This is a genomic window from Natrinema hispanicum (genome assembly GCF_900111485.1).
GTDB lineage: Archaea > Halobacteriota > Halobacteria > Halobacteriales > Natrialbaceae > Natrinema > Natrinema hispanicum_A.
This window is the reverse complement of record NZ_FOIC01000033.1, coordinates 1-25,251: the sequence shown is the minus strand read 5'-3', so window position 1 is coordinate 25,251 and position 25,251 is coordinate 1. Positions and strand designations below refer to the sequence as shown.

General features: G+C 63.1%; 26 protein-coding genes and 3 pseudogenes. 13 read left to right on the top strand and 16 right to left on the bottom strand.

Annotated features, from left to right (window positions below; genetic code table 11):
• The 3 genes and pseudogenes from BSG09_RS17350 to purB all read right to left on the bottom strand — a co-directional run.
• Window positions 1–253: pseudogene (locus BSG09_RS17350) on the bottom strand (IS5/IS1182 family transposase); the annotation flags it as partial.
• A 131-nt stretch (window positions 254–384) separates the two neighbouring features.
• The gene (locus BSG09_RS17340) at window positions 385–807 is read right to left on the bottom strand and encodes an EamA family transporter (RefSeq protein WP_092935348.1); all 423 of its coding nucleotides are present in this window, start codon (window positions 805–807) and stop codon (window positions 385–387) included.
• A gap of 117 nt (window positions 808–924) precedes the next feature.
• Window positions 925–2,310, bottom strand: a complete 1,386-nt coding sequence (gene purB, locus BSG09_RS17335; protein WP_092935346.1) for an adenylosuccinate lyase — start codon at window positions 2,308–2,310, stop codon at window positions 925–927.
• Between the two features lie 177 nt (window positions 2,311–2,487).
• Here purB and purH point away from each other — a divergent pair, with 177 nt between their 5' ends.
• The 3 genes from purH (at window position 2,488) to BSG09_RS17320 (ending at window position 5,069) form a co-directional block, all read left to right on the top strand.
• Window positions 2,488–4,164, top strand: coding sequence for a bifunctional phosphoribosylaminoimidazolecarboxamide formyltransferase/IMP cyclohydrolase (gene purH, locus BSG09_RS17330; RefSeq protein ID WP_092935354.1), 1,677 nt, complete (start codon window positions 2,488–2,490; stop codon window positions 4,162–4,164).
• A gap of 143 nt (window positions 4,165–4,307) precedes the next feature.
• Window positions 4,308–4,502 (top strand): hypothetical protein, encoded by a 195-nt coding sequence (locus tag BSG09_RS17325; RefSeq protein ID WP_092935344.1) that lies wholly within the window; start codon window positions 4,308–4,310, stop codon window positions 4,500–4,502.
• A gap of 12 nt (window positions 4,503–4,514) precedes the next feature.
• Window positions 4,515–5,069 carry a metal-dependent hydrolase gene (locus BSG09_RS17320; RefSeq protein WP_092935342.1) on the top strand — a complete coding sequence of 185 codons (555 nt, stop codon included), beginning with the start codon at window positions 4,515–4,517 and terminating at the stop codon, window positions 5,067–5,069.
• Between the two features lie 20 nt (window positions 5,070–5,089).
• Here the strand turns inward: BSG09_RS17320 and BSG09_RS21165 are convergent.
• The 7 genes and pseudogenes from BSG09_RS21165 to BSG09_RS17290 form a co-directional block, all read right to left on the bottom strand.
• Window positions 5,090–5,218: pseudogene (locus BSG09_RS21165) on the bottom strand (diphthine--ammonia ligase); the annotation flags it as partial.
• An 89-nt stretch (window positions 5,219–5,307) separates the two neighbouring features.
• Entirely contained in the window at window positions 5,308–6,033 is a 726-nt protein-coding gene (locus BSG09_RS17315; protein WP_092935340.1) for a diphthine--ammonia ligase, read from the bottom strand.
• Window positions 6,034–6,160: 127 nt separating this feature from the next.
• The gene (locus BSG09_RS17310) at window positions 6,161–7,408 is read right to left on the bottom strand and encodes a DUF373 family protein (protein ID WP_092935338.1); all 1,248 of its coding nucleotides are present in this window, start codon (window positions 7,406–7,408) and stop codon (window positions 6,161–6,163) included.
• 102 nt (window positions 7,409–7,510) lie between these two features.
• Complete coding sequence (gene sppA, locus BSG09_RS17305; protein ID WP_092935352.1) at window positions 7,511–8,506, bottom strand: signal peptide peptidase SppA; 996 nt, start codon at window positions 8,504–8,506, stop codon at window positions 7,511–7,513.
• A gap of 97 nt (window positions 8,507–8,603) precedes the next feature.
• A complete protein-coding gene (locus tag BSG09_RS17300; protein ID WP_092935336.1) occupies window positions 8,604–9,950 on the bottom strand; it encodes a carboxylate--amine ligase in 1,347 nt (448 codons plus the stop codon).
• A gap of 442 nt (window positions 9,951–10,392) precedes the next feature.
• Window positions 10,393–11,274 (bottom strand): coiled-coil protein, encoded by an 882-nt coding sequence (locus BSG09_RS17295; protein ID WP_092935334.1) that lies wholly within the window; start codon window positions 11,272–11,274, stop codon window positions 10,393–10,395.
• Window positions 11,275–11,667: 393 nt separating this feature from the next.
• Window positions 11,668–12,750: a tubulin/FtsZ family protein gene (locus BSG09_RS17290; protein ID WP_092935332.1), complete on the bottom strand. Its 1,083-nt coding sequence runs from the start codon at window positions 12,748–12,750 to the stop codon at window positions 11,668–11,670.
• Window positions 12,751–12,889: 139 nt separating this feature from the next.
• Here BSG09_RS17290 and BSG09_RS17285 point away from each other — a divergent pair, with 139 nt between their 5' ends.
• The 4 genes from BSG09_RS17285 (at window position 12,890) to BSG09_RS17270 (ending at window position 16,851) form a co-directional block, all read left to right on the top strand.
• Complete coding sequence (locus BSG09_RS17285) at window positions 12,890–13,315, top strand: DUF5791 family protein (RefSeq protein WP_092935330.1); 426 nt, start codon at window positions 12,890–12,892, stop codon at window positions 13,313–13,315.
• A gap of 91 nt (window positions 13,316–13,406) precedes the next feature.
• Window positions 13,407–14,651, top strand: coding sequence for a sulfite oxidase (locus BSG09_RS17280; RefSeq protein WP_092935328.1), 1,245 nt, complete (start codon window positions 13,407–13,409; stop codon window positions 14,649–14,651).
• 46 nt (window positions 14,652–14,697) lie between these two features.
• Window positions 14,698–15,603, top strand: a complete 906-nt coding sequence (locus BSG09_RS17275) for an SDR family oxidoreductase (protein ID WP_092935326.1) — start codon at window positions 14,698–14,700, stop codon at window positions 15,601–15,603.
• Between the two features lie 57 nt (window positions 15,604–15,660).
• Window positions 15,661–16,851, top strand: coding sequence for a DHH family phosphoesterase (locus BSG09_RS17270; RefSeq protein ID WP_092935324.1), 1,191 nt, complete (start codon window positions 15,661–15,663; stop codon window positions 16,849–16,851).
• A 36-nt stretch (window positions 16,852–16,887) separates the two neighbouring features.
• On the opposite strand, the gene BSG09_RS21685 is transcribed toward BSG09_RS17270, so the two are convergent.
• On the bottom strand, window positions 16,888–17,058 hold the full coding sequence (locus tag BSG09_RS21685) for an HVO_0758 family zinc finger protein (protein ID WP_343124082.1): 171 nt from the start codon (window positions 17,056–17,058) through the stop codon (window positions 16,888–16,890).
• Between the two features lie 315 nt (window positions 17,059–17,373).
• Here BSG09_RS21685 and BSG09_RS17260 point away from each other — a divergent pair, with 315 nt between their 5' ends.
• Genes BSG09_RS17260 through BSG09_RS17250 form a run of 3 tightly spaced genes read left to right on the top strand, consistent with a single transcriptional unit; the run spans window position 17,374 to window position 19,633 of the window.
• A complete protein-coding gene (locus BSG09_RS17260) occupies window positions 17,374–18,522 on the top strand; it encodes a glycosyltransferase family protein (protein WP_092935320.1) in 1,149 nt (382 codons plus the stop codon).
• Between the two features lie 26 nt (window positions 18,523–18,548).
• A complete protein-coding gene (locus BSG09_RS17255; protein ID WP_092935318.1) occupies window positions 18,549–19,049 on the top strand; it encodes a DUF7109 family protein in 501 nt (166 codons plus the stop codon).
• On the top strand, window positions 19,046–19,633 hold the full coding sequence (locus BSG09_RS17250; RefSeq protein WP_092935316.1) for an NUDIX hydrolase: 588 nt from the start codon (window positions 19,046–19,048) through the stop codon (window positions 19,631–19,633). The genes BSG09_RS17255 and BSG09_RS17250 overlap by 4 nt, the downstream gene beginning before the upstream one ends.
• Before the next feature lie 9 nt (window positions 19,634–19,642).
• Here the strand turns inward: BSG09_RS17250 and BSG09_RS17245 are convergent, their stop codons facing one another.
• Window positions 19,643–20,014 carry a dihydroneopterin aldolase family protein gene (locus BSG09_RS17245; RefSeq protein ID WP_092935314.1) on the bottom strand — a complete coding sequence of 124 codons (372 nt, stop codon included), beginning with the start codon at window positions 20,012–20,014 and terminating at the stop codon, window positions 19,643–19,645.
• A gap of 151 nt (window positions 20,015–20,165) precedes the next feature.
• Here BSG09_RS17245 and azf point away from each other — a divergent pair, with 151 nt between their 5' ends.
• Window positions 20,166–20,939 (top strand): NAD-dependent glucose-6-phosphate dehydrogenase Azf, encoded by a 774-nt coding sequence (azf, locus tag BSG09_RS17240; protein ID WP_092935350.1) that lies wholly within the window; start codon window positions 20,166–20,168, stop codon window positions 20,937–20,939.
• Window positions 20,940–20,970: 31 nt separating this feature from the next.
• Here azf and BSG09_RS17235 read toward each other — a convergent pair whose 3' ends face one another.
• The 3 genes from BSG09_RS17235 to BSG09_RS17225 form a co-directional block, all read right to left on the bottom strand.
• Window positions 20,971–21,585, bottom strand: a complete 615-nt coding sequence (locus tag BSG09_RS17235; protein ID WP_092935312.1) for a DUF309 domain-containing protein — start codon at window positions 21,583–21,585, stop codon at window positions 20,971–20,973.
• Between the two features lie 191 nt (window positions 21,586–21,776).
• On the bottom strand, window positions 21,777–22,874 hold the full coding sequence (locus BSG09_RS17230; protein WP_092935310.1) for an aminopeptidase: 1,098 nt from the start codon (window positions 22,872–22,874) through the stop codon (window positions 21,777–21,779).
• A 74-nt stretch (window positions 22,875–22,948) separates the two neighbouring features.
• Window positions 22,949–23,671, bottom strand: a complete 723-nt coding sequence (locus BSG09_RS17225) for a queuosine precursor transporter (protein ID WP_092935308.1) — start codon at window positions 23,669–23,671, stop codon at window positions 22,949–22,951.
• A 442-nt stretch (window positions 23,672–24,113) separates the two neighbouring features.
• Here BSG09_RS17225 and BSG09_RS17220 point away from each other — a divergent pair, with 442 nt between their 5' ends.
• A complete protein-coding gene (locus BSG09_RS17220; protein ID WP_006087767.1) occupies window positions 24,114–24,308 on the top strand; it encodes a cold-shock protein in 195 nt (64 codons plus the stop codon).
• A gap of 362 nt (window positions 24,309–24,670) precedes the next feature.
• Window positions 24,671–24,973, top strand: coding sequence for a PadR family transcriptional regulator (locus BSG09_RS17215; RefSeq protein ID WP_092935306.1), 303 nt, complete (start codon window positions 24,671–24,673; stop codon window positions 24,971–24,973).
• Here the strand turns inward: BSG09_RS17215 and BSG09_RS17210 are convergent.
• A pseudogene (locus tag BSG09_RS17210) lies at window positions 24,944–25,251 on the bottom strand (IS701 family transposase); the annotation flags it as partial. The gene BSG09_RS17215 and the pseudogene BSG09_RS17210 overlap by 30 nt on opposite strands.

Genomic DNA, 25,251 nt, shown 5'->3' with positions numbered 1-25,251 from the left:
CCCATCGACAGAGCGTGGTGTGATCCGGCGATTTGTCGATGTTAAGCTCTTCACGGATGGCTCTGGAGTCATTGAACCATGCTTCAGTCTCTCGGAAATCTTTGTCGAGTTCTGCATGCAAGAGGATAAACGCGATCTGAGCCCACTCGGCGAACCCGCTGGCGCCGTCCGGCGCAGCGGGTTCGTCAGGGTTATCGACGTGCTGTTTGGCAAGATTCTTACACTGCCGTATGATCGGTCTTTTCGACCTCATATCGACAGACGGCGTCCAATTCCCCACAAGCCTCACGGAAATCAGCCGAGAACAAGGCTGAAACTGGTGCTATTCGACGCTGCAACAGAGCAACAGGAAAGCAAACAGCGACAGCCAGACGTACCGCCGCATTACGCCTCACCCCCCGCTGCGAGATAGATCGCGGCCGCCGCCACGACGATACCGGCTACGCGGGTCGCGGTCAGTTCTTCGCCGAGAAAGGCGATGCCGATGATCGAACTTCCGACGATGAAGAGGCCGTAGATCGGCACGACGACGCTGACCGGCCCGCGCTCGAGCGCCTGATAGTACGCGAGGATGCCCGCGGAGAGAAACAGGCCGGCAACGTAGACGATTTGCGCCGACGGACTGGTGACATCCGAGATGGTGCCGGTTCCCGTGACGACGAGGACGACTGCCGTCAGGCAGAGAAAGATCGTCGTCGAGAGAAAGAGCGCGACCGCGGGCGGGACGTCTGACGTGACGACGCTCGTCAGCGGTGCCATCAGACCGTAGGCGACGAGCGCGACGATCACCCAGAGAAGATAGTCCATACACTCCCTCGAATGAGGGTGCCCAATACTGTCACGGTCCCGGAATCGGATTCCGGAACTGAGGCTTGGTCAGGGGCCGCGATCAGTGAGCGGAAACGCAGGAAAGTACGCTCGCAGTTACTCGAGGTCGTTGACCAACTCACTCGCGACGCCGGTATAGCCTGCCGGTGTCAGCGCGTGGAGTTCCTCGCGGACGTCCTCGTCGACGTCGAGGTCGTCGAACATCTCGCGGAAGTCCTCGATGGTGACGTCCTTCCCGCGGGTGACGGCCTTGACGCGCTCGTAGGCGTCGGCCTGCCCCTCGCGCCGGAGGATCGTCTGGACGGCCTCGCCGATGATTTCGGGGGTCGACTCGAGGTCGTCGCGCATCACGTGTTCGTTCGGCACGACCTTCGAGAGGCCGGCAGCGGTCTTGCCGTAGCCGATCAGACAGTGGGCGAAGGCACCGCCGATGTTTCGCTTGACGGTCGAATCGGAGAGGTCACGCTGAAGCCGGGAAGTAGTGACGTAGTCCGCGAGGAAGGTGAGATCCGAGTTCGCCTTCGAGAGGTTGCCCTCGCTGTTCTCGAAGTCGATCGGGTTGACCTTGTGGGGCATCGTCGACGAGCCAGTTTCGCCCTCGACGGCCTCCTGGCCGAGGTAGCGATCGGAGACGTAGAGCCACATGTCCAGATCGAGGTCGAGCAGGACGTCGTTGGCTCCGCGGAACGCGTCGAAGACGGCCGCGAGGTCGTCACAGGGGTTGACCTGCGTCGTGAGTCCCTCGAACTCGAGGCCCAGTCCTTCGACGAACTCCTGTGCGAAATCCTGCCAGTCGACGTCGGGGTAGGCGGCGACGTGGGCCGCGTAGGTGCCCGACGCGCCCCCGAGTTTGCCGCTGAGTTCGTCGGTTGCCTGTCGAATCCGGCCCGTCGTGCGGCCCAGCCGCGAGGCGTAGACGGCCATCTCCTTGCCGAAGGTCGTCGGCGTCGCGGGCTGACCGTGGGTGCGCGCAAGCATCGGCAGGTCGCGGTACTCATGAGCCATCTCAGCGAGTGTGTCCTGCACGTCGTAGAGTTCGGGGAGCAACACCTCGTCAACGGCATCGCGGACGAGCAGCCGGTGGGCGAGGTTGTTCACGTCTTCGCTGGTCAGCCCGAAGTGGATCCAGGCCGAGGCGTCGCTGTCCGCGGGCAGTCGGTGGCGGACGAAGTACTCGACGGCCTTGACGTCGTGGTTGGTCGCTTCGAAGTCGGCATGGCCCTCCGTCTCGAGTTTCTTGATCAGGCGGGCGTCTTCCTCGGCGAAGTGGTTGTAGAGCCCGCGGAGGTGCTCGCGGTCCTCGGAGTCGAGTTCGAGCGGCGTCGCCTCGCAGTCGGCCAGTGCGATCAGGTACTCGACTTCGACGCGAACGCGGGCGCGCATGAGTGCAGCCTCGCTCGCGTACGGCGACAACGGTGCGGTCCGGCCACCGTATCGGCCGTCCAGCGGCGAAACGGCATACAGGGCGTCAGTCTCGGTCATAGTGGCCGTTCGTCCAGCGGGTCGCAAAAGCGTATCGAAACCAGTGGCCGCTCGATGCCACGAGCGTGCATACCTCTGCCGATCGGGGGCGAAATACAGTCAGAATAATACACGAACGTGGATACCTCGGTGTTCGAGACCGCAACCACTTTGCCGCTTGCGGGCGCGGGTTCGACCATGACGCGAATCGCCGGGATGGCCGGCAACCGAGGGCGCAACCTGTTGAACATCGCCGACCGAAAGCCGGGCGGAGCCGAGTTCGCCGTAATTCTGACGAACACCGAGGACGCACCGGTACTCGAGGCCGCCGCAGAGCGCGGGATTCCGACCGAAGTCGTCCCGCTCGCCGAGGACATGAGCCGCCGCGAGCACGAGGAGGCCGTGCTCGAGGCACTCGAAGACTACGAGTTCGACCTCGTCTGTCTGGACGGCTACATGCGGATCCTCTCGGATACGTTCCTCTCCGAGACACCGACGACGCTGAACGTCCACCCCGCCTTGCTGCCATCGTTCCCTGGGATGGATGCCTGGGGCGACGCGCTCGAGGCCGGCGTGTCGGTGACCGGCTGTACGGTCCACGTCGTCACCGACGCGACCGACGAAGACGGCGCGGTCGTCGAGGACGAAGTCGACATGGGACCGATCGTCACCCAGGAGCCGATCCCTGTCTACGAGGGCGACGACGAAGACGACCTGAAAGAACGCGTCCTCTACGAGGGCGAGTTCCGCGCGTACCCGCGGGCCGTCAAGTGGGTCGCCGAGGGAGCCGTCGACATCGATCTCGAGGCTAGTGCGGTCACGGTCGACGCCGACGCGCCGACGGCACCGGACGCTGAGGGGCTGCCCGCCCGGCGGCTCACCGCGAGCGACCGCGTTGACACGCTTCGCTACGGCGAGAACCCCCACCAGGACGCCGCCGTCTACGCCGACTACACCTGCGACGAGGCGAGCGTCGTCCACGCAGACCAGTTGAACGAGGGCGCGAAGGGCCTGTCCTACAACAACTACAACGACGCCGACGGCGCGCTCAACCTCATCAAGGAGTTCGACGAGCCCGCGGCGGCGGTCATCAAGCACACCAACCCCGCGGGCTGTGCGACCGCCGACTCGCTGTCCGAGGCCTACGAGAAGGCCCTCTCGACGGATCCGATGAGCGCCTTCGGCGGTATCGTCGCGCTCAACCGGGAGTGTGACGCTGCAACGGCTGAACAGATCATCGACTCGTTCAAGGAAGTCGTCGTCGCCCCCGGCTACACCGACGACGCACTCGAGACGCTCTGCGAGAAGGAGAACCTCCGTGTGCTCGACGTGGGCCGCGAGGCGCGTAGCGCCTCGGATGCGAGCGGCGATGAGCCGCGAGGGCTCGGTGAGCAGACCGAGCGCTTCACCGAAAAGGACCTCGTCGGCGGCCGACTGGTTCAGGAACGGGACCTGCAGTCGATTTCGGTCGACGATCTCGAGGTCGTCACCGAACGCGAGCCGACTGAAGAAGAACTCGATTCCATGGTCTTTGCGTGGCAGACGCTCAAACACGTGAAGTCGAACGGCATCCTCTTCGCGGACGGTACCGAGACGGTCGGCGTCGGGATGGGACAGGTCTCCCGCGTCGACGCGGTCCGGCTGGCGGCGATGAAAGCCGACGAGCACGCGGAGGGCAAGGACGCCGAGGGTGCAGTCATGGCCTCGGACGCGTTCTTCCCGTTCCCGGACGGGATCGAGGAGGCCGCAAAGGCGGGCATCGAGGCTGTCGTCCAGCCCGGCGGCTCGGTCAACGATGAGGACGTGATCGAGGCCGCGGACGAACACGACATGGCGATGGCGTTCACTGGTCAGCGGTCGTTCAAACACGATTAGGGCCGTAAACGGTCACAACGGCCCGTGAACGAGCGGTTTTTGGTCGAGGATATTTTTATTAGTGGAAGAACGAGCCCCTATGAGCCTGCTGTTGCAGCGATGTCACACTTAGCCGTGACGTGCCAATCCCGGCGAACAGAACGATGACGAACGTCAATTCGCGGACGGCGAACAAACTGAGCATCATTTCGACACTGATCGATAGCGCGCTGGCGTTTCGGCGTGGGCGGCCAAAGAGCGGCCTCCTGTTACTGGGTGCAGCCGTGCTCTCGTCTCGTATCCCCGGCATCGGGACAGCAGTGTCAGTGCTCCTCCGGCTTGTCCGGCGGCTCCGATAATCGCCTACTCACATGGTCGACGTCACTGGCCACTTCGGAATGGCGCTGCTGTTTGCCGCGCCAGCATGGCTCATCTGGGGCCAACGGGGTGCACTGGGATTTACCGGCTTCGCGTTAGCGACTGCGATGCTCCCGGACACGGATCTCGTCCTTCGGCACGTCCTCCCGATCACCCACCACGGCATCACCCATACCCTACTGTTCGTGTCGCTGATGAGCGTTCTCGTCGGTGCAGGTGCCGCGAAGTGGCTCACCGACTGGTTCAACGCCACCCGCTTGATTCGAAGCACCGCCATCTCGGACGAGACCGTCTTGGTCTTCGCGACCGCTGGGTTGGTCCTCGGTGGAACCAGTCACATCTTCGCGGACCTCCTCTCTGCTCCCGACATCGCTGCCCCGCTCGAGCCGTTCTGGCCGCTGTACGCGAAACCGGTGATCATCGACGTCATCTACTACAATTCGCCGGTCTGGAATTTCGGGCTGTTCGCCGTCGCGATCGCGCTCCACGTGCTGCTCGCCTGGCACGAACGCGTCCCGTTTGAGAACCGCTACCGGATCGGGAGTTGAGCAGGACAGAATCCGCTTCGCTACTCTAACTGCGCATCCGTAATCTGCAACCGTCCGCGCGTCCCATCCCACTCAGTCTCGTACTCGAGGTCGATCCGCCGATCCATGTGTGGCCCATCCACAACCAACGTCTCAGAACCACCTTTTTCCGCCTCGGATCGCCTACGGCGACCACTCGGCGCAAAAGTCTGGACCAAAAAAGCCGCTCGTTCACGCTGTTCACTCGCGGTAGCTGTTTTTATACTAGCTGGGCGTCCGTGATCCGCAATCGGCCACGAGTCCCGTCCCACTCAGTCTCGTACTCGAGGTCGATCCGCCGGTCCATGTGCGGCCCATCGACCACCAGTGTCTCGAACTCGCCACCTTCGCCCAGAATGTGAACCCCGTACTCCTCGTTGAGGGCCTCGAGTTCGGCGAGCGCCTCATGATCGATGGTTCGACCCAGCCACGACTCGTCGAGGCCGTGGGCTGCCACCTGGATGATCACGATCTCGAAGCCCGCCTCGAGCATCGCATCAGCCAGATCACGGGGGTCTTCCTGCCACAGCGGGGCGAACAGCTCACAGCCCAGTCGATCGCACATCCCCTGAATGCGGTTCGTCTGGTACTCGCTCTCGACGGCCCCGGCCGTAACACCGGCGATGCCGCCTGGGAGTTCGTGGTCGAGTTCCTCAAGGGCGGCCTCGAGTGGCTCGAGTTCGTCGTCGCCCTGTGCGCTCGAGTCGGTTACCGCGTCGGCCCCGAAGTCGTCGGGTTCGACGTCAACGAGGTCGATGCCAATGCTCTCAGCCGCCAGCGCTGCAAGCTCCGTCGCGGGGACGTGATACATGTACGAGTCACCCGCAGGGTGGACGGTGACGAGCCGTTCGACCGGTAAGCCACACTCTACGGCCCGGTACAGCGCCCACGCCGAGTCCTTGCCACCCGAAAAGAGACTCACCCACGCGCCGTCTGCGTCGCTCATGCAAAATGATCCGCAGGGACGGGTAAAGGGATACCGAGTTCGGGTTGGTATACTGTCGGACAAAGTCAATGAACACTCGATCGTGTCTCGCGTTCGATCGCTGTGTGATCCGTGTTATCCGACAGTATTAGCGATCGCGGTCCGGCTCAGCAGTCGTATTCGCACCGCCGTCCGTGAGCTCGGGATCGGACCGATCAGAACGTGCGCTAGTTCCCGCCTCGGTCGTCGCGTCGGCCCCGCCATCGGTTCGATCGCTGCCGTGTGACTCACTCAGCGACGACGCGACCTGCGCGCCGACGAGGCTGACGACGAGCGCCGAGACGACGAACAGCGCGAGCCGTTCGCCGGCAACCATCTCGAACCGCTCGTTCGAGAAGGCACCGAACTCGTACGCCGAGACGACGAACGGCTCAATCTTGCCCTGTTGCTCGAGGAAGTATGCAGAGAAGCCACGAATCACCAGCCCGACGGCGACGACGATAAACGGCAGGTTGAGGAACGACCGTCGGACCGGATCATCACCGATCACTTCGTCGAGCAGCCGACCGGCGCTTGCGGTCAGTGCGGCCATCGCCAGCCAGGGGATGCTATCGAAGGCAAACCGCGTCGCCGGAAGTACCACACCGGGCGTGTCACCGAGACTCGAGACGCCAAGTGCGCCGGCAAATAGGCCGACGAAGGTCAATCCGGCCGCGACCACGTAGGTAACGACGGATACCTGCCCGGAGTACAGCGATTCCCGCGTCTGATGGGCGAGGCGAGTCAGGATTTCGTCGATGTTGAACCCCTTGTAGAGCAAGAAGAGGCCGATGACGGTCGTAATCGCGGCCGCTCCCTTCGCGGGACCGACGGTGGTCGCAAGCAACGGAAAGACGAGCATCGTCAGTCCGATCGGGACGAGGACGGTCTGGCGAAGTTCCTCGTCTGCGAGGAACTGTTTGAGCAGGTAGTACGTCGATTCGATGTCCCGGGCCTGGCGGACGACGACCCGGTCGACGGAATCGACCCGGACGCGGCTCTCGACGATCGGGATCAGCCGTTCGTCCTCGGCGCTGTCGGTCACCACGACCGCCGAATCGGGGTCGTAGTCGGCGATGAGGTCGTCGAGTTGTGCGGCGACTGCCCGATCTGCCGACACCATCGACTCGTGCTCCCCCGAGACGACCGCGACGATGACCTCCTCGTTTTCGTCGCGTAAGTTCTGGGCGACCCGAAGCGACTCGAGAAGCGTGTTGACACTCGAGTCCTCCGGATCCGCGAGGCCGACGTCAGTCACGAGCGCGCGGACTGCCTCCCAGCCGACGACCGGCGAGTGGAGGCCGGTTTTGCGGCCTACGTCGTCGGTCCGGTCGAGGCAGACGACCAGCGTTGTCACGATAGGCGATGCATTCCGTGCAACGATAAAACCACTTACTCGTTCGAGCCAACCTGTCACGAGGTACCTCATGACAGCCACCTCGAGCACGTCGCTCCGTGATTAGCTACGCAGCCGGAACCCACGGCCGTCGCCGAGGCCGGCGACCCCAGCGCCGAAGGCGTACGCGACTTGCTGGGCACCCGCACCGACGCGGGCCATCAGCGGTCGCTGGGGCTCGAACTCCTCGACGGTCACCTCGTCAGTGTCGAGTCGGTCGGCCAGTTCGTCTTCGATCTCCCGGCGGGTGCCGAGGTGATCGACGAGATCCATGTCGTAAGCCTGCTCGCCCAGATAGATCCGGGCCTCGGTGTCACGGACGAACGCCGGCTCTAGGTCACGGCCGTCGCTGACCCGTTCGACGAACGTGTCGTAGTAGTCGTCGATCAACCCCTGCAGGTACTCGCGTTCGTCGTCATCCATCTCCTTGAGCGCCGTGCCGGCGTCTTTGTACTCACCCGCGGCGAACCGTTCGTAGGAGAGGCCGATCTTCTCGGCGAGATCACTCGCATTGATCCGAGACCCGATGACACCGATCGAGCCGACGATCGAGCCCTCGCGGGCCCAGAGTTCGTCACAGCCGCTTGCGATCCAGTAGCCGCCGCTGGCACAGACATCGGTCGCGTAGGCGATCGTCGGCCCGTCAAAGCGCTTGGCTGCGAGTCGAATGTCGTCGCTCGGGACGACCTCACCACCGGGTGTATTTAATTTCAACAGCAACCCCCGGACGTTGTCATCGTCGTTCGCGCGGTCGATCTGCTCGACGATGTCGTCGGCCGGCGTCGCGCCCGGTGTCGTGGGAAGGCGGCCGCCACCGCCGTCCCGGCTGATCGGTCCCTCGACGGCAACCTCAGCGACGTCGTAGTCCGGAAACAGCGAGCTGGCAGCGTTGCCCGCAAGCCGGACGCCGACGAATGCGACCGCGAGCGCGAGTATCACGCCCAGCAGGTCCGTCAGCGTTTCCGGGAAGACAATAAACAGGGCGACGCCGAGACTCGCGAACGCAAGGCCGCCACCGACGACGACCACGAGCCGATCGATACGCCCACTACTGACCACAGGCATCACCTCGAGTCATACCGATAGCTGGGTGCGGTTCCCGTTAAGCGTTGGCGGTTAGACAAGCAGACGACCCCACATCGATCAGTGCGATCGCCTACGAGTCCGGCGACCGGCCGCCGTCGGTCTGCGCCGACCGTGTCGACTCCTCGTCAGGTCCCGGCTTCGTCTCCGTTGGCTCCACGCCGTCGTCCGTCGACTCGGCCTCGAGGCTGGTTTCGGTCTGGTCCGGTATGCCGCCGTCGGATCGGCCGTCGAGCCACGCTTGCACGAGGTTGACGCCGTCCTGGAAGAACGGCATCGGATCGTCGAGCACCGCGTAATCGAATCGTGGGTGAGACACCAGTGACGTGGCGACCTCGCGTGCAGCCGTGCGGAGCGACGGCCGCTCGACGAGCGGGTACTCCTCGGTCGCAACGCTATGGAGGTAACTGAGTTCACCTCGTAAGAGGTGCCCACCCACCCCGACATCGTAGGTCGGCTCCGACGTGAGCTGTCCGTCCGTTGCCAGCTGCCAGTAGTAGTAGGGGAAATCCGCGCCGACACGAACTGAAAACGGCAGCGACGACCAGAATCGCGGATTGATCTCCATCAGTTTGAACTCATCGTCGGCCGGATCGCGCAGGAACTCGACCATCGCGAGCCCGTGCCACTCGAGTTCGTCGAGCAAGGCGCGTCCGGCAGTCTCGAGGTCGGGGATATGGACCGACTCGCGGTAAGCGCTGGGACCGCCGCAGTACTTCCAGCCGCGGCGCTGACAGTGCTGGAAGGTCGCGACCGGATCGCCGTGCTCGTAAAGGGCGAAGAAGCCAAACTCTCGCGAGTCGGGGATCCGTTCCTGTACGAGCGGGACGTGGCCGCGCCGCTCGAGGGCAGCCTGGGGATCCGGCCGAGTGCCCGGTCGCTGGTACTCCGTCGAGCCGATCTCCGCGTCGTCGAACCGCGCCCCGAGATAGGTGGGGGATGCGACGGTGTATCGTGGCTTGACGATCGTCTCCTGGTCCCAGTCGTCCCACTGATCGAGTAGCGCGGTCTCGGGAGCGGCGACCCCCGCCGCATCGGCGGCTGCAAAGAGTTCGACGCGGTCCTGGACGCGTCGAAGCGTCTCGAAATCCGGCCACGGTGTCGCGATTACGTCCGCAAACGCGTCTTTTCGCTCGGCAAGCACGTAGATATCCTCCTCGCGGACCGGGATGATCGTCTCGACGTCCGGCCGCTCGGCCAGCGAGAGCAAGGCGTCACCGTATGCAGCGAGGTCCGTCTCCGGGTCCGGCAGTCCGACGAACTCGTCGCGATAGACAGACGTGGCCGCCGGCGTCGACCGCGACTCCGACCCGACAATCGTGCGAATACCGCGTGGTCGAAGCGAGCGGAGACACGCGACGGTACTCGGCGCGTCGATCCCCGGCACGACCACGCCAGCGTCGTCCCTGTGTCGTTCCATAGGCGATGGCTGTGGGTCCCATTCCATTGTTATAGATCGAATACTACGTCTCATCGCGGTCGCCACCGAACGAACCCCGACTAAACGGTCATAGGTACCGGCTACTGATACTCGCGTGTCCACTCCGCACCAGCAGGGCTCGTCTGCGATCGTCGCCTCACTCGAGCCCTGAGCCCCCCGCGATTCGGGCTGTCAACATCGATGTTCCATCGTAAGCCATTGCTACACACTGCCGATCGCTCGAATAGTGACAGGCTACATCGATAGCGGTGTGCAGTCTCGTGTGACGGACTCGAGCGTGGCCGGCACACGAGACGCAGTGCTCGTCAGGGGGCCGGACGCGTAACTGGCGTCCGATCTCGATGTGACGACGCAGAAAACAGCGACACGGCCGCGTTCAAACCCCGAAAATCGGGAGAAAATCGCGGTAGACGGGATCGATCTAGAGCAGCCCCGTCTTCTGGAGCTTCATCAGGTCCTCGGTGTCGAGGGTCTCGCCTTCCTTGAACTTCTGATAGATTTCCTCGGCCTCTTCTTTGGCCTCTTCTTTCTTCTTGTCACGCTCGGACTTGCGCTCTTCTTCCTCTTTCTTGTCCAGTTCGCGCAGGCGCTTCTGGACGCGGACGAAGTCCTCGTGGTGGCGGTCGGCGGCTTCCTGAGCCTCGACGAACTTCTCGTGCATCTCGTCGGCCTCATCACGGATGTCGTCGGCCTCGCGGTAGGCCTCGATCATCTGGTTGTGATGTTCCTGTGCCTTGTCCGCCAGCTCCGTCACCTCCTGATGGTGCTGGGAGGCTTCTGATCGGACTTCCTCGGCTTCCTCGACGAGCTCCTCGAGATCCTCGTTCTGGTCGAGTTTCTGCTTGCGCTCTTCGTACTCCTCGCGCTTGGACTCGATCTTCTCGATCAGCTCTTTTTCGTCTTCACTCGAGAGAACCTCGGTCTGCTGTTTGAACTCGAGTTGCTCAATCTCTTCTTCGAGCTCCTCTAGGTCCTTGCCCTCGTCGAGCTCCATGTCCGACTTGAGCTGCTCGACCTTGTCGAACAGCTCGTTGGCTTCGGCGTTGAGCTCGTTGCGGCTTTCCTTGTGTTCCTGGACCTGCTCGTTGAGCTCGTCGCGTTTCTCACGGTGCTCTTGGGCTTTGTCGACCTTTTCGCGAGTCTTCGCGTTCAGGTCGTCGCGCTTGGATGCGCGCTCGGAAGCCATCTGGTTCAGCTCGTTTCGCCGGTCTCGCAGCTGGCCGGCCATCTTGATGAGCTGTCCTTTCGATTTGTTTTCGAGGTCGTCCTCTGTCAGTTCGATGTTTTTCGATTCGTCTACCATGTTAGTCAAACCTCTGTGCCATACCCGCACCGGGGAACCAGTCGACCGACTGTGTAAGCGCTCGCCGACGGCTCGGCGAATGACTCACTGACTCTCGATCAACTGGTCGAAGCGGCTGCTCACGATCTGCGAAACCTCGGTGAATAAGATTTCCTGTCATCGATCGTCGAGCGATACGCGCCCCGGTGGCGTTCTGGTGACAGACAGTACTGTCGCCTATAATTTAAATGTACCGGTCACACAACCCCTGAAAACCGTTAGCAGGGGCGTCGTTCTCCCATGTTGGGCTATACCACGGCTCACGAGAGACTTATAAATAAAACTGGGTGCGAAGGAGCAGATCGGACTCGGTCGGGTCGCCGTCAGTTCAGGTGGTGACGAAAGCGGGATCCGTTAAAAGAGGTTCTCGAGCCGGTCGTCAGCGAACATGTCGGCGTGATCTTTCGATTCAGTCTCTTGGGCCTGTTTTGCCTCCCGGGCACGATCCATGAACGCCTCGATCCGATCGGACCGTTCCGCGCCGCCGAGGAGGACCAACGCGCCGAGGCGGTCGCTGTCCAGCGGGAAGTCGCCGCCGCGGACCTGCATGCTGCCGGTCTCGTCCTCGAGCCAGTGACGAGCTTTCTCGACACCCTTGCGCGGGATTGCGTTAGGTTGGCCCGCGATGACGAGCAGTGCAGCCTCGGCAGTCGTCGCATCCGGCAGGCTCGTCCCCGTCAGCAGCGCCTGTCGGGAGACGCTCATCGCCGTTCTGATGTTCTCGGCGCTGTCCTCGCTTGCGACTTCGGTGGCATAGCCAAGCGCCGCGACGCCGCCCGCGCGTAAGGTGTTTATCACTTCGCTCGAGTCGACGACACTCTCGCCGACGCCCTCGACGGCTTCGCCGGCAGCGAACAGCAGGCCAACCCGCCGGGCGATCCGGTCGTTGATCGTCTCGAAGGCCCCTTCGACGCTCTCGCCCTGTTCGTGCCAGGCGTCGTTGTCGATCAATAGCGTCGCGTCGGCTTCTCGCAGCAGGGTCTTCAGCGACCGACCGGCGTTGGCCTGATAGAGTGCCCCTTCGTTGCGCCCTGGCAGGACACCGAGTGCGTAGACAGGGACGTCATAGACCTGCTGGAGGTGGTGGACGAGTACGGGCGCGCCACCGCTACCGGTGCCGCCGCCGAGACCGGCAACGACGAAGATCGCCTCCGCTTTCGAAGTGACACGCCCGTCGAGTGCGCCGAGGACCTGCTGGATGTCCGACTGCATAACCTCGGTTCCGAGTTCGTTGTCACCACCGACGCCATGGCCGTTGACGCGGTCAGCACCGATCAGCTGGGTGTCGACGAACTCGAGCGACTGGAGGTCGGGTTTCGCAGAATTGACGGCCAACGCACCCTGAACGGCTCCAAATCCCATGTCTGCATCGAATCGGGCAAGCCGTTCAGTAACCTTCCCACCGGCTTGACCGACTCCGAGGAGGGCGACTTTCATACCACTTCCATATGCAAGCAGCCTGTTTAACGTTCCGGTGAATTGATACACTCGGTGAGCCGACTGGTTGCACAGTAACTCCCCGCAACGATCGGGAGAGGTCACAATACCTTTCTGCTGTATCCCCGTCCGTTCGGATATGTTCTACGAACAGCGGATGACCGTTCCCGACTCGCCCGCTGCATTGCGGGCCGAGTACGAGGACGACCTCGCAACGATCGTCGACCAACACGGCCCAGCAGCCGTCGCGGCCGAAACGGATCTCGAGCAAGACGTACTCGAGGCGCTTGCAGCCGGCGACTCGCCCGATCTGACGCTCGAAGCGGCCGCCGAGATCCAGTCGCTCGCCGAGGGCGAACCGGGCTCGGAGACGATCGTGACGATGGCGCTCGAGCACTTGCTGTTGGGCATGTCGACGGCGGTCCTCGACGTTGAGGCACTCGAGAGCTACATCGACCTCGACCTCGAGGCAAAGGAGATCCAACAGAAGATCGAGGGGCGAGCGCCGATGTCGTTCGAGGAGTTCGTCCACGTGCAGTACGTGATCGCGGACGGTGCGCCGTAGACGCGGCTCCGCTCACGGTTGTGTCCCAGATCGGTCTCGGTGAGTGTTGCCACGCCCCGTGATTTATCGCACTCGGTGATGTGTGGCTCGTATGTCGAACTCGGAGCGCAGCGATAATCGAAACCGAGAAACCGACGCGATTCTCGAGCGCAAACCCGGCACGGAGGCCGTCACCGATCTCGAGGACCGGTATCGGGTCGTGGGTGCCGCTGATCGGGAGACGTACGCGAACTGGCTCACGCCGATCGAGGACCATTACGTCTGTCACCGCAACGAGACGCTTGATCCCGAAGCCGCCGACTGGGCGGTCGACCTCGCCGGCGCAGTCGACCGAGCGGGCACGCTGGGGATGGACAACCTCCGCGAGGACTACCCAACGGTCGCGGTCGCACACACGATGGAATGTGCCGGCAACGGCCGCGGCTACTTCGATCCCGAAACCGGCAGCGTCCAGTGGGAGTACGGGGCCGTCAGCACCGCCATCTGGACCGGTACGCCGCTGACGTCGATCCTGGCCGACCACGGTGCGACGACCGACGACGGGATGTGGCTCACCGCAGTCGGCGGCGACCACCCCGAAGTCGAGGACGAAAACGACCGGTTCGCCCGGTCGATTCCGATGGTCAAGGTCCTCGAGGATTGCATCCTCGCCTACGAAGTAAACGGCGAGCCATTGCCGCCCGAGCACGGCCATCCGGTTCGGTTGCTCGTTCCCGGCTGGTACGGCGTCAACAGCGTCAAGTGGCTCACCGAGTTGCACGTCACGGAGACGATGGTCCACGGCCCGGAGTGGGCCGACCGCGACGGCGAGGACTTTACCCAGTGGCAGCAGTCGGCCTACCGTATCCACCCCGAGGGCGTCGAGCCCGACTCGAACGCGACGGTCTCGACGTTCGACACCTGGGACCAGCTCGAGGCCGACGAGATCGACCACCCCTACACCTTCGACGAGAACGTCAAGTCCACGATCGGCCAGCCGGACGACGGCGCGACAGTCACCCCGGATGCCGACGGCACGGTCGAGATCGTCGGCGTCGCCTGGGCCGGCGACGACGCGGTGACGGCAGTCGAGGTCTCGACCGATGGCGGCGACAGCTGGCAGGATGCAACCTTCTTTGGGCCGAACTACGACTGTGCATGGCGGCTGTTTCGCTACGTGTGGGAGCCTTCTCCCGGGACGTACACGCTCGCCTCGCGCGCGACCGACGACCGCGGCCGCCGCCAGCCGGCACGGATCGGTGACTCGGATGAAGACGGCGACGACTACCCGTGGAACGAGGGCGGCTACGCCGAGAACGCGTGGCAGCCACACGCGCTCGAGGTCACCATCGAGTGATCGCCGCGAGCGGTGAACCTATGCCGACCCGACCACGAGATTTCGTATGCGCGTTGCCATTCTCGGCTGTGGGCACGTCGGTATCGAACTGGGCCGACAGCTTGCGGCACGAGACCACGAGCCGATCGGCGTCCGCCGGTCGGACGAGGGTGTTGCACGGATCGAAGACGCTGGCTTCGACGCGGTCCAGGCCGACGTCACCGACCGCGAGGCACTCGCGGCCGTCCCCGATGTCGACGCGATCGTCTTCGCCGCCAGCAGCGGCGGCCGGGGGGCCGAGGCTGCCCGCGAGGTATACGTCGAAGGGTTGCGGACGGCGATCGAAGCCTTCGGCGAGCGCGAACAGGTACCCGACCGGCTTGTTTACACCTCCTCGACGGGCGTCCACGGCGACCACGACGGCGACTGGGTCGACGAGACGTCCCCCGTAGAGCCCACGACCGACAAGACCGCGGTCCTCGCCGAGGCCGAACGGCTCGCGCTCGAGTTACCCGAACAATACGGGTTCGAGGGGACCGTCGCCCGCTTTGCCGGCCTCTACGGCCCCGGCCGGTATCGGCTCGAGCGCTATCTCGAGGGCCCTGTGACGGCGGGCTATCTGAACATGGTCCATCGGGACGACGCCGCCGGCGCGGTCCGGTACGTGCTCGAGGAGACCCTCGCTCGCGGCGAAGTCGTGCAGATCGTCGACGACGAACCCGCCGAGAAGTGGGCGTTTGCAGACTGGCTGGCCGACGAGTGTGGCGTCGAGCAGCCGCCGAAGCGGACGAAAGCCGACCGGCTGGCCGACGACGACCTCTCCGAGGCAGGCCGACGCCGCATCCTGACGAGCAAGCGCTGTTCGAACGAGAAGCTTCGCGAACTGGGCTACGAGTTCGCCTATCCGACCTTCCGTGAGGGGTATCGTGACGCGATCGAACGCTATCGGACCGCCGCCACCAGCGAGCGGTAGCTGCCGAACACGGGGAACCGGGGGAACACTCTTGGTGATTCGATTTGACATGGCGATATGAGCGTTTGGAGCGTCTCGACGGCCACGACGGCAGTCGGGGCGAACCCGCTGGTGGTCGAGTCGATCAGCGACTCGGTCCGTTCGCTCGAGCCGCTCCTCCTGTCGCTGCTGGTTCTCGTCGTCGTCGCGCTCGTCCTCGGTGTCTGGTGGCTCGTTCGCTGGTTTCGACGCCCGCCAGGGGCCCGGTTCCAGCGTCTATTGGCAAACTACGACGACGTGACCGTGTTGATGCATCCAAACCCCGACCCCGACGCCATGTCGTGTGCCATGGGCGTCGAGCGGATCGCCGAATCGGTCGACACGGCCACGACGTTACAGTACGCAGGCGAGATCCGGCATCAAGAGAACCGCGCGTTCCGGACCGTCCTCGGACTCGAACTCGAGTCCATCGAGGCCAGTTCCCAGCTTGCGTCGGACGCGGTGATCCTCGTCGATCACAACACGCCGCGAGGCTTTAGTGGTGCCCAGTCCATCGAGCCGATCGCTGTCGTCGATCACCACCCCGGGAACGGAGCCGGCACGAAGTTCACCGACGTTCGAACGACGTATGGAGCGGCGTCGACGATCCTCGTCGAATATCTCCTCGACATCGGCGCGACGATGGATACAGCGGACGACTCGAGCTCGCTCGCGGTGTCGCCGGAGCTTGCGACAGGACTGCTCTATGGGATCCAGTCCGATACGAACCACCTGACGAACGGCTGCTCGCGGGCGGAGTTCGACGCCGCCGCGGCCTTGTTCCCCGGAATCGACGAGGACCTGCTCGATCGGATCGCCAACCCGCAGGTCAGCGATGACGTGTTACAGGTCAAGGCAACGGCAATCACCGAAAAACGGGTCGAAGGTCCCTTCGCTGTCTGCGATGTCGGCGAGATCAGCAACGTCGACGCGATCCCACAGGCCGCAGACGAACTCATGCACCTCGAGGGGATTACAGCGGTCGTCGTCTACGGCGAACACGACGGGACGCTTCATCTCTCCGGCCGGTCGCGTGACGATCGGGTTCACATGGGTGAGACGCTCCGCCATGCCATCAGCGACATTCCGATGGCAAGCGCGGGCGGGCACGCACGTATGGGGGGCGGCCAACTCTCGGTCGATCACATGAACGGGATCGGTCCATCCGACGGGATCAGCCGCGACGAGTTCGAAGAGCGGCTCTTTGCGGCACTAGCTGGCGAGCGCTAGCCGCTCGACTCCACGCACCACCGACTGCCGACAGGGCTAGCGGATCTCCTTCCACTCGGACGCGCAGTCAGGACAGATGCGAACCGTCTTGATCTCGTCCGGGTCGTTTTCGGTCTTGAGCGGCTTCCCGCACTCACCACAGACGAGCCGATCGTAGGTGTCTTTATCAAGGTCGCCATCACGAAGTGCCTTCCTGACTGATTTCATATTCGCCTGTAAGAAGGTGGGATAGAAAAAGACCGGTGCTTTTTCTGATGTGAGTTGGCCGACAATCGAGGGATCGACGCCCATCGAATCGGGCGACTGTGCGGTCCAATCGGACATCGACCCGTGCCCGTCCGCTCGTCGCTCGATACGAATCGCCACTGGCAGTTACACCCCAAGTTGTCGTCCAGCCGACAGTAGCAACTGAAACGGTTGCGACACTGATCGCACAGCCCTCGTGCGATCGGGTATGCAGCAGTGGCTACTAATCTGGCCGGAGTCGTGGCCGTTTTACCCGTCCGCGTGAACAACCCATCGATGGAGTACTGCCAGGAGCGGATCGCGACGCTCCACGAGTTCGGCGAGGGAGACGGCGTCGGCGGTGCCCTCACCCGTGACGTCGCCGCCGCGGTCGCCGAAACGGCACTCGTCGTTCCGATGACCGCTCGTGAGTACAAGAGCCCTGCCACCGAACGCGTCCTCGAGGAACTCGAGCGCCTCGAGCCAGCGCCAGCGGCCGTCTTCGTTCCTGTCCGCGCTGACCGAGCGCAGATCGAACCGTTTCGGGACTGGCTCGCCACCTTCGAACTGCCGACGCGGGTGCTCTGGTGTAACGCGCCCGAGGTCGACACGTTGCTCGCCGACACGGGTTTGGCGGGCAACTGGGGGAAAGGCCAGGACGTCTGGCTCGCACTCGGGCCAGCAGCTGCGGCTGCCGACACGGTCGTCGTCCACGACGCCGACGCCAAAAGCTACGAGGCCGAACACGTCCAGCGGCTGCTCGCACCGCTGACGATGGATTTCGACTTTGCAAAAGGGTACTACGCCCGCATCGAGCGTGGCCGGCTCTACGGTCGGCTGTTTCGTCTGTTTTATGAACCACTGCTTCGGGCGCTCGCGGACGCCCACGACGCCCCAATCGTCGACTACCTCGGGGCGTTCCGGTACGCGCTGGCCGGTGAATTCGCCGCGAGCGCCGATCTCGCCCGCCGACTACAAACGCCACGGACGTGGGGGCTCGAGGTCGGCACGCTCGGCGACGCCTACGACGTCGCCGGCTTCGACGGGACTGCACAGGTCGACCTCGGTCGTCACGAACACGACCACCGCGCGGTCGACGGCGAGGCCGGCCTCGAGGGAATGAGCCGCGAAGTTGCCGCCGCCCTCCTGTGTGTCCTCGAAGACCACGGCGTCGCCCCTGACTACGAGACGCTCCCCGATCGCTATCGCGCCGCCGGGACGGCGCTGATCGACCAGTACCGTGCCGACGCGGCATTCAACAGCCTCGAGTACGATCTCGAAGGCGAGCGAGCGCAGGTGACCCGCTATGCCGAATCGATCGCGCCGCCCGACGCCACCGACATGCGCCTCCCGCGATGGGTCGACGCGCCGTTCGAACCGGCGGACGTGCTCGCGGCGACCCGTCCATGGCGACATCACCACGCTGGGTCGCGCTCACAAGACTAATCCCGACACCCGCCGTTAGGCTGCGTATGGACGCGACCGCCGACGAACTGGCCGGCGTGGTCGACCTCTTCGGCGGGTTGACCCGCGCGGAACTCGAGCGGGCGCTCGCCGAGGCCGCCTACCGCGCCGACGGACAAGCCGTCGACGACGCGGCCCTCGAAGCGACGATCGACGAGGCCCTCGAGTCGTTCGCGCTCGTTCGATACGACCCTGCCAGCCAGGGCGATGGGGAGACGATCGCGGACAGCGAGGCGCTACTGGTCCCCGGGCCGACAGCGTTCCCAACGGTCCCAGATCACGCCGAAGACGTCCCGCACATTCTCGACGTCGACCGCCGACACCCCGATCGCGAGGCGCTGGGCGAGGCGACCCGCGAGCGATTCAGCGACGCCGTCACCGAGGCCATCACGGCCGACGAGACGGCCCGACTGCGGACCCTGCTCGACGTCAGCTACGATCTCGAAGCATGGGCCCCAATCGACCTCGCGGACGAACGGCGGCGACTGGAGGACGCCCTCGAGGAATGACGAGACTGACCCTCGACCCGATCGCAGCCTACGAAGCGACCGAAATCGACGATCAGGAGTATGACGCAGCCGTCCTTGCGCCGATCATCGACCGCGACGGCGAGGACCATCTACTGTTTACCCGGCGGGCCGATCATCTCGGTGAGCATCCCGGTCAGATGAGCTTTCCCGGTGGCGGGGCCGAACCGGAGGACGCGACGATCCTCGAGACTGCACTCCGGGAAGCAAACGAAGAAATCGGCCTCGAGTCCACCGAGGCCGAGATCGTCGGCCAGCTCGACGACATCCGGACGGTCACCGAGTACGCCGTCACGCCCTTCGTCGCCCACGTGCCGGATCGCGAGTACGTCCGCGACGACAACGAGGTCGCCGAGATCGTTGTCCTCTCGGTATCGGAGCTGCTCGATCCCAAGAATTACGAGTACGAACGCCGCTCGCACCCCTACTACGGCGACATCGTCATCCACTACTTCCACGTCGACGGCTACACCGTCTGGGGCGCGACCGGCCGAATCCTGGTGCAACTGCTCGAGCTCGCGACGGCGTTTGAAGCACCCGAGAAGGTCGATCGCTCGAGTGTCTGACGCCGGGCGTCAGGTTGACCGTTCGTCTCGGACCGACTCGAGTCGCATCAGGGGATAGCCGTCTTCCATTTCCATGCGGGTGACGACCTCACAACCCTCGTAGTCGACGACGATCTCGACCTCGAGAAAGCGGCCGGTGAGTTCGGTGTAGTCAGCCGTTGCGTCGGCGAGTTCGGCCTCGAGTTCGTCGACAAGCACGTCGACAGTCACTGCGGCGCAGTGGGGCTGGTTTTCGATCGACTCCTCGATTGCTGCCTCGAGGCTCGCGGCGCTGTCCGGTGAGACTGGCGTGCCGGCAAACTGGTGGTACAGCGAGCCGAACTTGATGCCGGCCTCGAAGCAGGCGGCTTCCGCGTCAGTCGGTGTCGTGTCTGTGGGCATGTACAGGCCCTCGCGTGCGGTCGGGAAGGGGATTGCGATGCGAGTGGAGTCGGCTCGAGAGCCGTCGCTGCGTTAGGGACGCGTGCCATCATCGACCGCGCCAGGGCCGAATCGCATGGTACTTATCGACGCTGGCCCTCACACCGAACGAATGGCACAGTCAGTCCTGCTCACGGGGGCTGCGGGGCGGGTCGGAACGGCCATCCTCGGCGGCCTCGCAGACGACTACGAGTGGCGGTTGCTGGATCGCGATCCGCCAACGGGCGACCAGCCGGGCGAGTTCGTCGTCGCGGACATCACCGACGATGAGGCCGTCCGCGAGGCAATGGAAGGCATCGACGTCGTGATCCACCTCGCGGGCGATCCGCGACCGGAAGCGCCGTGGAACAGCGTCCTGACCAACAACATCGACGGCACACAGACGGTCTTCGAAGCCGCCGTCGACGCCGGCGTCGAAACGGTCGTGTTCGCCTCGTCGAATCACGCCGTCGGCAACTACGAGACCGAGGAACGCACGCCCGAGATGTACCGGGCCCACGACGATTATCTCCTCGATGGCACCGAACTCCCACGGCCGAGCAACCTCTACGGCGTCTCGAAAGCTGCCGGCGAAACCCTCGGGCGCTACTATCACGACGAATACGATCTCTCCGTCGTCTGCGTTCGCATCGGCAACCTTACCGAGGGCCATCCGCCAATCGATTACGAACGTGGACAGGCGATGTGGCTCTCCTACCGAGACTGTGCACACCTGTTCGACCGCTGTATTCAGGCCGACTACGACTACGAGATCGTCTACGGCATCTCCGACAACGACCGCAAGTACTACTCGATCGAGCGTGCCCGCGACGTCCTCGACTACGACCCACAGGACAACTCCGCCCACTACGACGGCGACGAACGAGTCCTCGAGCCCGACGCCTGAAGGAAGCCGACACCTGCAGCCGCCTCGTCGATTAAAATAACCCGTCGACGTCTTTCTCTCGAGCCTGCCGTCGACCGACGTGTTCGTTGAGCCGCTGGAAAACGATTCCTCGATGCTCGTCCTCGCGAACGAAGTCGAATAGCAGCGCGATGAACTGACTGTCGTCCGCGCCGGCCTCGAGATCGCGTCGCGCGTACGCTCGTGCCTGCGCAATTGGTTCCTCATCGTAGCCCAACTCCTCGGCGAGGACGACCGCTACAACCGCTGTCGGCCCGATGTCGAGGTCCGACAGCGTCGGCGCTGTCCCCTCGTGTTCGAGCACCACCGGCGGTCGTCGTTCGATACGTTCCGGATCGGCCGCAAGCCCCTCGAGATACGACCGAACGGGCTCGAGGTGGAGTCCGCGATACGCGGCAGGCAACCCCGCGAAGTACTCCTGAGCACTCTCGGCAAGTCCGACGGCACCCGCCCAGTTGCGCTCGCGGGCATGGGACACTGCGCCGCTGTACTGGATGAGACCGTGCAGCAGGCGTTCGTCGTCGCTGCCCGCCTCGAGGTCGAGCCAGTGATCCTCCCAGGCGTCGTGGGCGGCATGATAGTGGCCATCGTTGAAGATCGCGACGCCAGCCCGGAGGTGATCGCGCATAGTCTCAGTTGGGTCTCGAGACTCGAGAGCGTGACGAAAACGGCGAGTGCCGGCTCTCCTGTCGGCACCAGTCCAAATGTATGCTACCGTTTCGAGCCAGCGACATGTGGTCGCTCTCTCGTATGCAGTCAGTACTGTTCGCCACCGCTCGAGCGTCACTCACACCGCCCACCGAGTGGACCCGTGGCCACTCAGCCGTCGAACCCTGATTCGAATCGGAACGTCCCGTTGCGCTGGACAACCGTTCCGTCAATCTCGAGCTGGGAATCCTTGCTGACGTCGGTGATCAGGTCGACGTGGACCGCCGAGTCGTTGCCGGACTCGCCGTCGGGGAGACAGGCGTCGTAGGCCCGGCCGAGCGCGAGATGGACGGTGTCACCCATCTTCTCGTCGAAGAGGATGTTGTCAGTATACCGGTCAATCCCGCGGTTCATCCCGATCCCGAGCTCGCCGAGTCTGCGCGCACCCTCGTCCGTCTCGAGGATGTCACTGATCACCGCTTCGCCCTGGTCGGCACCGTAGTCGACGACCTCGCCGGCGTCGAACTCGAGGCGAACGTTCCGGACAGATTCGCCCCGCAGGGTCATCGGCACGTCGAAGGTTACCGTCCCCTCGGTCCCAGCGGGTGCCGTAAAAACCTCGCCGCTTGGCAGGTTATGCGAGTCGTACGCGACCGAGGCAGCGCTGTTGACTGCCGTGCGGTCATCGATTCGCATGGTCAGGTCAGTCCCATCCGAGACGAGACGCACCTCGTCGCTGTCATCGAGGAGCGTCTTGAGCTGGGCCATCTCCTCGGCGAGCGACTCCCAATCCCGAAGGATCGCATCGTAGGCGAAGTCTTGGTACTCCTCGTAGGCCATGTTCGCCTGCTGGGCCAGCGACCGCGTCGGGTGGACTGTCGACACCCAGCGAGTACCTAGTCGCGCCTCGCGAATCTCACGTCGGGCGTTGTTGTACGCCTGCCGCTGCTCACCGGGAACGTCGGCCGTCGCGCTCGTGTTTCGCCCACCACCAAGCGAGAGATAGACGTCGGCGTTCTCGAGCAGCGCGAGTTCGTGTGCTGGGTTCCCATCAAAATCGCCGTCGTGAGCACGGAGATACGCCCGCGTGATCTCGCCCGAACTGTAGGTCGCAAGCAGGTTCGCCCCGCGACTGCCGAGTTCTTCCGCGACGGCGACCGCCAGCTCATGGGCGTCCGGACCGACCGACAGAACGACGTTTTCGCCCGCTTCGACGCGAGCGCTCCAGTCGACCAGTACCGCAGCGTGTTCGCGTACGCGTTCGTCCATAGGTATGGCTCTCGAGCAGGCTACTAAACGGTCCCCGTTCGACCTGGTCTACCACGCTCACCATCACCGGCGACTCAGACGGAATGCGTGTCGTTGGTGCTGGCACCCTCACGCGAGCGCACGATCGAGACGATCGCGTAGACGACCGGCGTATCGAGGAGCGCGATCACGAATTTCAGCAGGTACTGGCCGACCATCAACGAGAGCACGACGTCGGTCGGAAGCACGGTACCGACACCGAGGACCGCCGGCGCGATGGCGAAGGCGACCGAGACGAAAATAACAGTATCGATCGCTTGGCTGCTCGCCGTCGAGGCGATGTTGCGGAGCCAGAGCTTCTCAGAACCGGTGTACTCCCGAATCCGGTGAAAGACGAACACGTCCCAGTTCTGGCTGACGATGTACGCGAGCAGACTGCCGAGGACGATATTCGTTGACGCGCCAAGCACCGTCGCGAACTGTCCAGCAGTGCTCGGATCGGCTGCCGGTGCGGCGATCGTCGACCAGACGAGCGCGAGGACGACGAAATTCAGAACGAACCCAACGTTGACGACGATCTGGGCCGCACGCCGGCCGTACAATTCAGTATAGCAATCGCTCGCGAGGAAGGTTAGTGCGTACGCGAGTGCCGCCCCGGGCAACGCGAGTTGGGAACCCGTTACCGGAAGCGACATGGGGAGTTCGAACGCCAGTACCTTCGACGCGGTCACCTGCGCAGTCACGAGCGCCGTGACAAAGAGTCCGATCAAGCCCACTTGCGCGACTGTCGGTGCTCCCTGCGTCCGTGTCTTGGTCATACCGATGGTATCCAGTGAGCCACCCTAAACGGTGCTATCTAAGAACGACAACAGCGGTGCCACCTCTCCGACGGCCCTGCTCGCGTCTCAATCTGCCGGCAAACCTAGGCTCGACCGGCCCACTCGCGGCTGCCTCGGCCCCATTTCTGGACGATCACCTGATTCGTGCTCAGGTGAACCTGACGGGAGTGGCCTACAGTCGCTGGTTTCCGTCTCCAAACGAGGGAGCCGCTTCAGTAGTACGTCGGGTTCCGCGCTGTCTCGAGTGGGCGATAAGTCGGTTTCTCGAGTGACGATTTTATCGGCGAGTGAGAATAGTTGGATCCGCCGCTTATTCGTCATTCTTCCTGTGATCGTTGGGTACAAGGAGTTATTATTTTTGTTTCGATACGAATACTGTAACACAACTGTTATACGTATCGGGGGCCTTTCTTGAATTGCAATGGCGAAAGGAAACGTTGATTTCTTCAACGACACAGGCGGCTACGGTTTCATTTCGACGGACGACGCGGACGATGACGTTTTCTTCCACATGGAAGACGTTGGCGGTCCGGACCTCGAAGAAGGCACAGACATCGAATTCGATATCGAACAGGCCCCCAAGGGCCCCCGCGCCACCAACGTCACCCGCCTGTAACACGGCTTTCACGTTCGGTAACGGGTTTTCACAGTCGACTTTCGTTCTTTCGCGCTTTATCCTGGCCAGCAGCTGCTAGTAGGCACGTTTGTGACGGGTAGGATTAATAAGTAATTATGAATAGGAAACCGAGTGTGATTGCAAACAGACTGTTGTCTTTATGTCTAGTCTCTTTGTAGTGTCAATGCCCTATATTGACCCATTTGTGTAGATACGTTGCCGGTTTTAAGTCGTTATTACTGAATGAAACAGGAGTAAGGAATACAATTGTCATAGTTAGCTTCGCTAAACGTGGTCGGAACAGTTGATACGAAATCGATAACAAATAGCCAGGTTTCCGTTCGTCCACCCAAGGATACACAATGGACGATCTGACAGGATTCCAACGAGACCTACTCTACGTAATTGCAGGTGCTGATCAGCCGTCCGGTCAGGACGTAAAGGACGAGATTGAAACATATTACAGCAGTGAAATTAATCACGGCCGATTATATCCAAATCTCGATACCCTCGTCAACAAGGATCTCGTCGAGAAGGGACAACTCGATCGGCGAACCAACTACTATGAGATCAGTAATCGTGGGCAGCAAGCGATCGAAGAGCGTCGGCAATGGGAACAACAATATCTCAATAACTCAGCTTTGCACGCTAGCCTCGGTTGTTGAGTGAACGAAGAGATGGTCGATCTCGGTCATGAGGTCATCAACACCGCGGTCATCGTTGTTTCGAACCCACGAGAGAAGGTTGTAGACGGCTTCCTTCAGGGAGTGTTCGAGGTTCGCTCGAAGCGATGACGCCTTCGAGCGAACCGTTCCCAAGGCGCTCGAATCGGGATCAAGACGAACGAGACTGTAGGCAGCCATCAGGAGGTGCCAGTGGCGACTGGCACCTCCGTCAGTCTGCAGCTCGCAGTCTCCCAAGCCGAGATCCTGCTTCGAGTCCT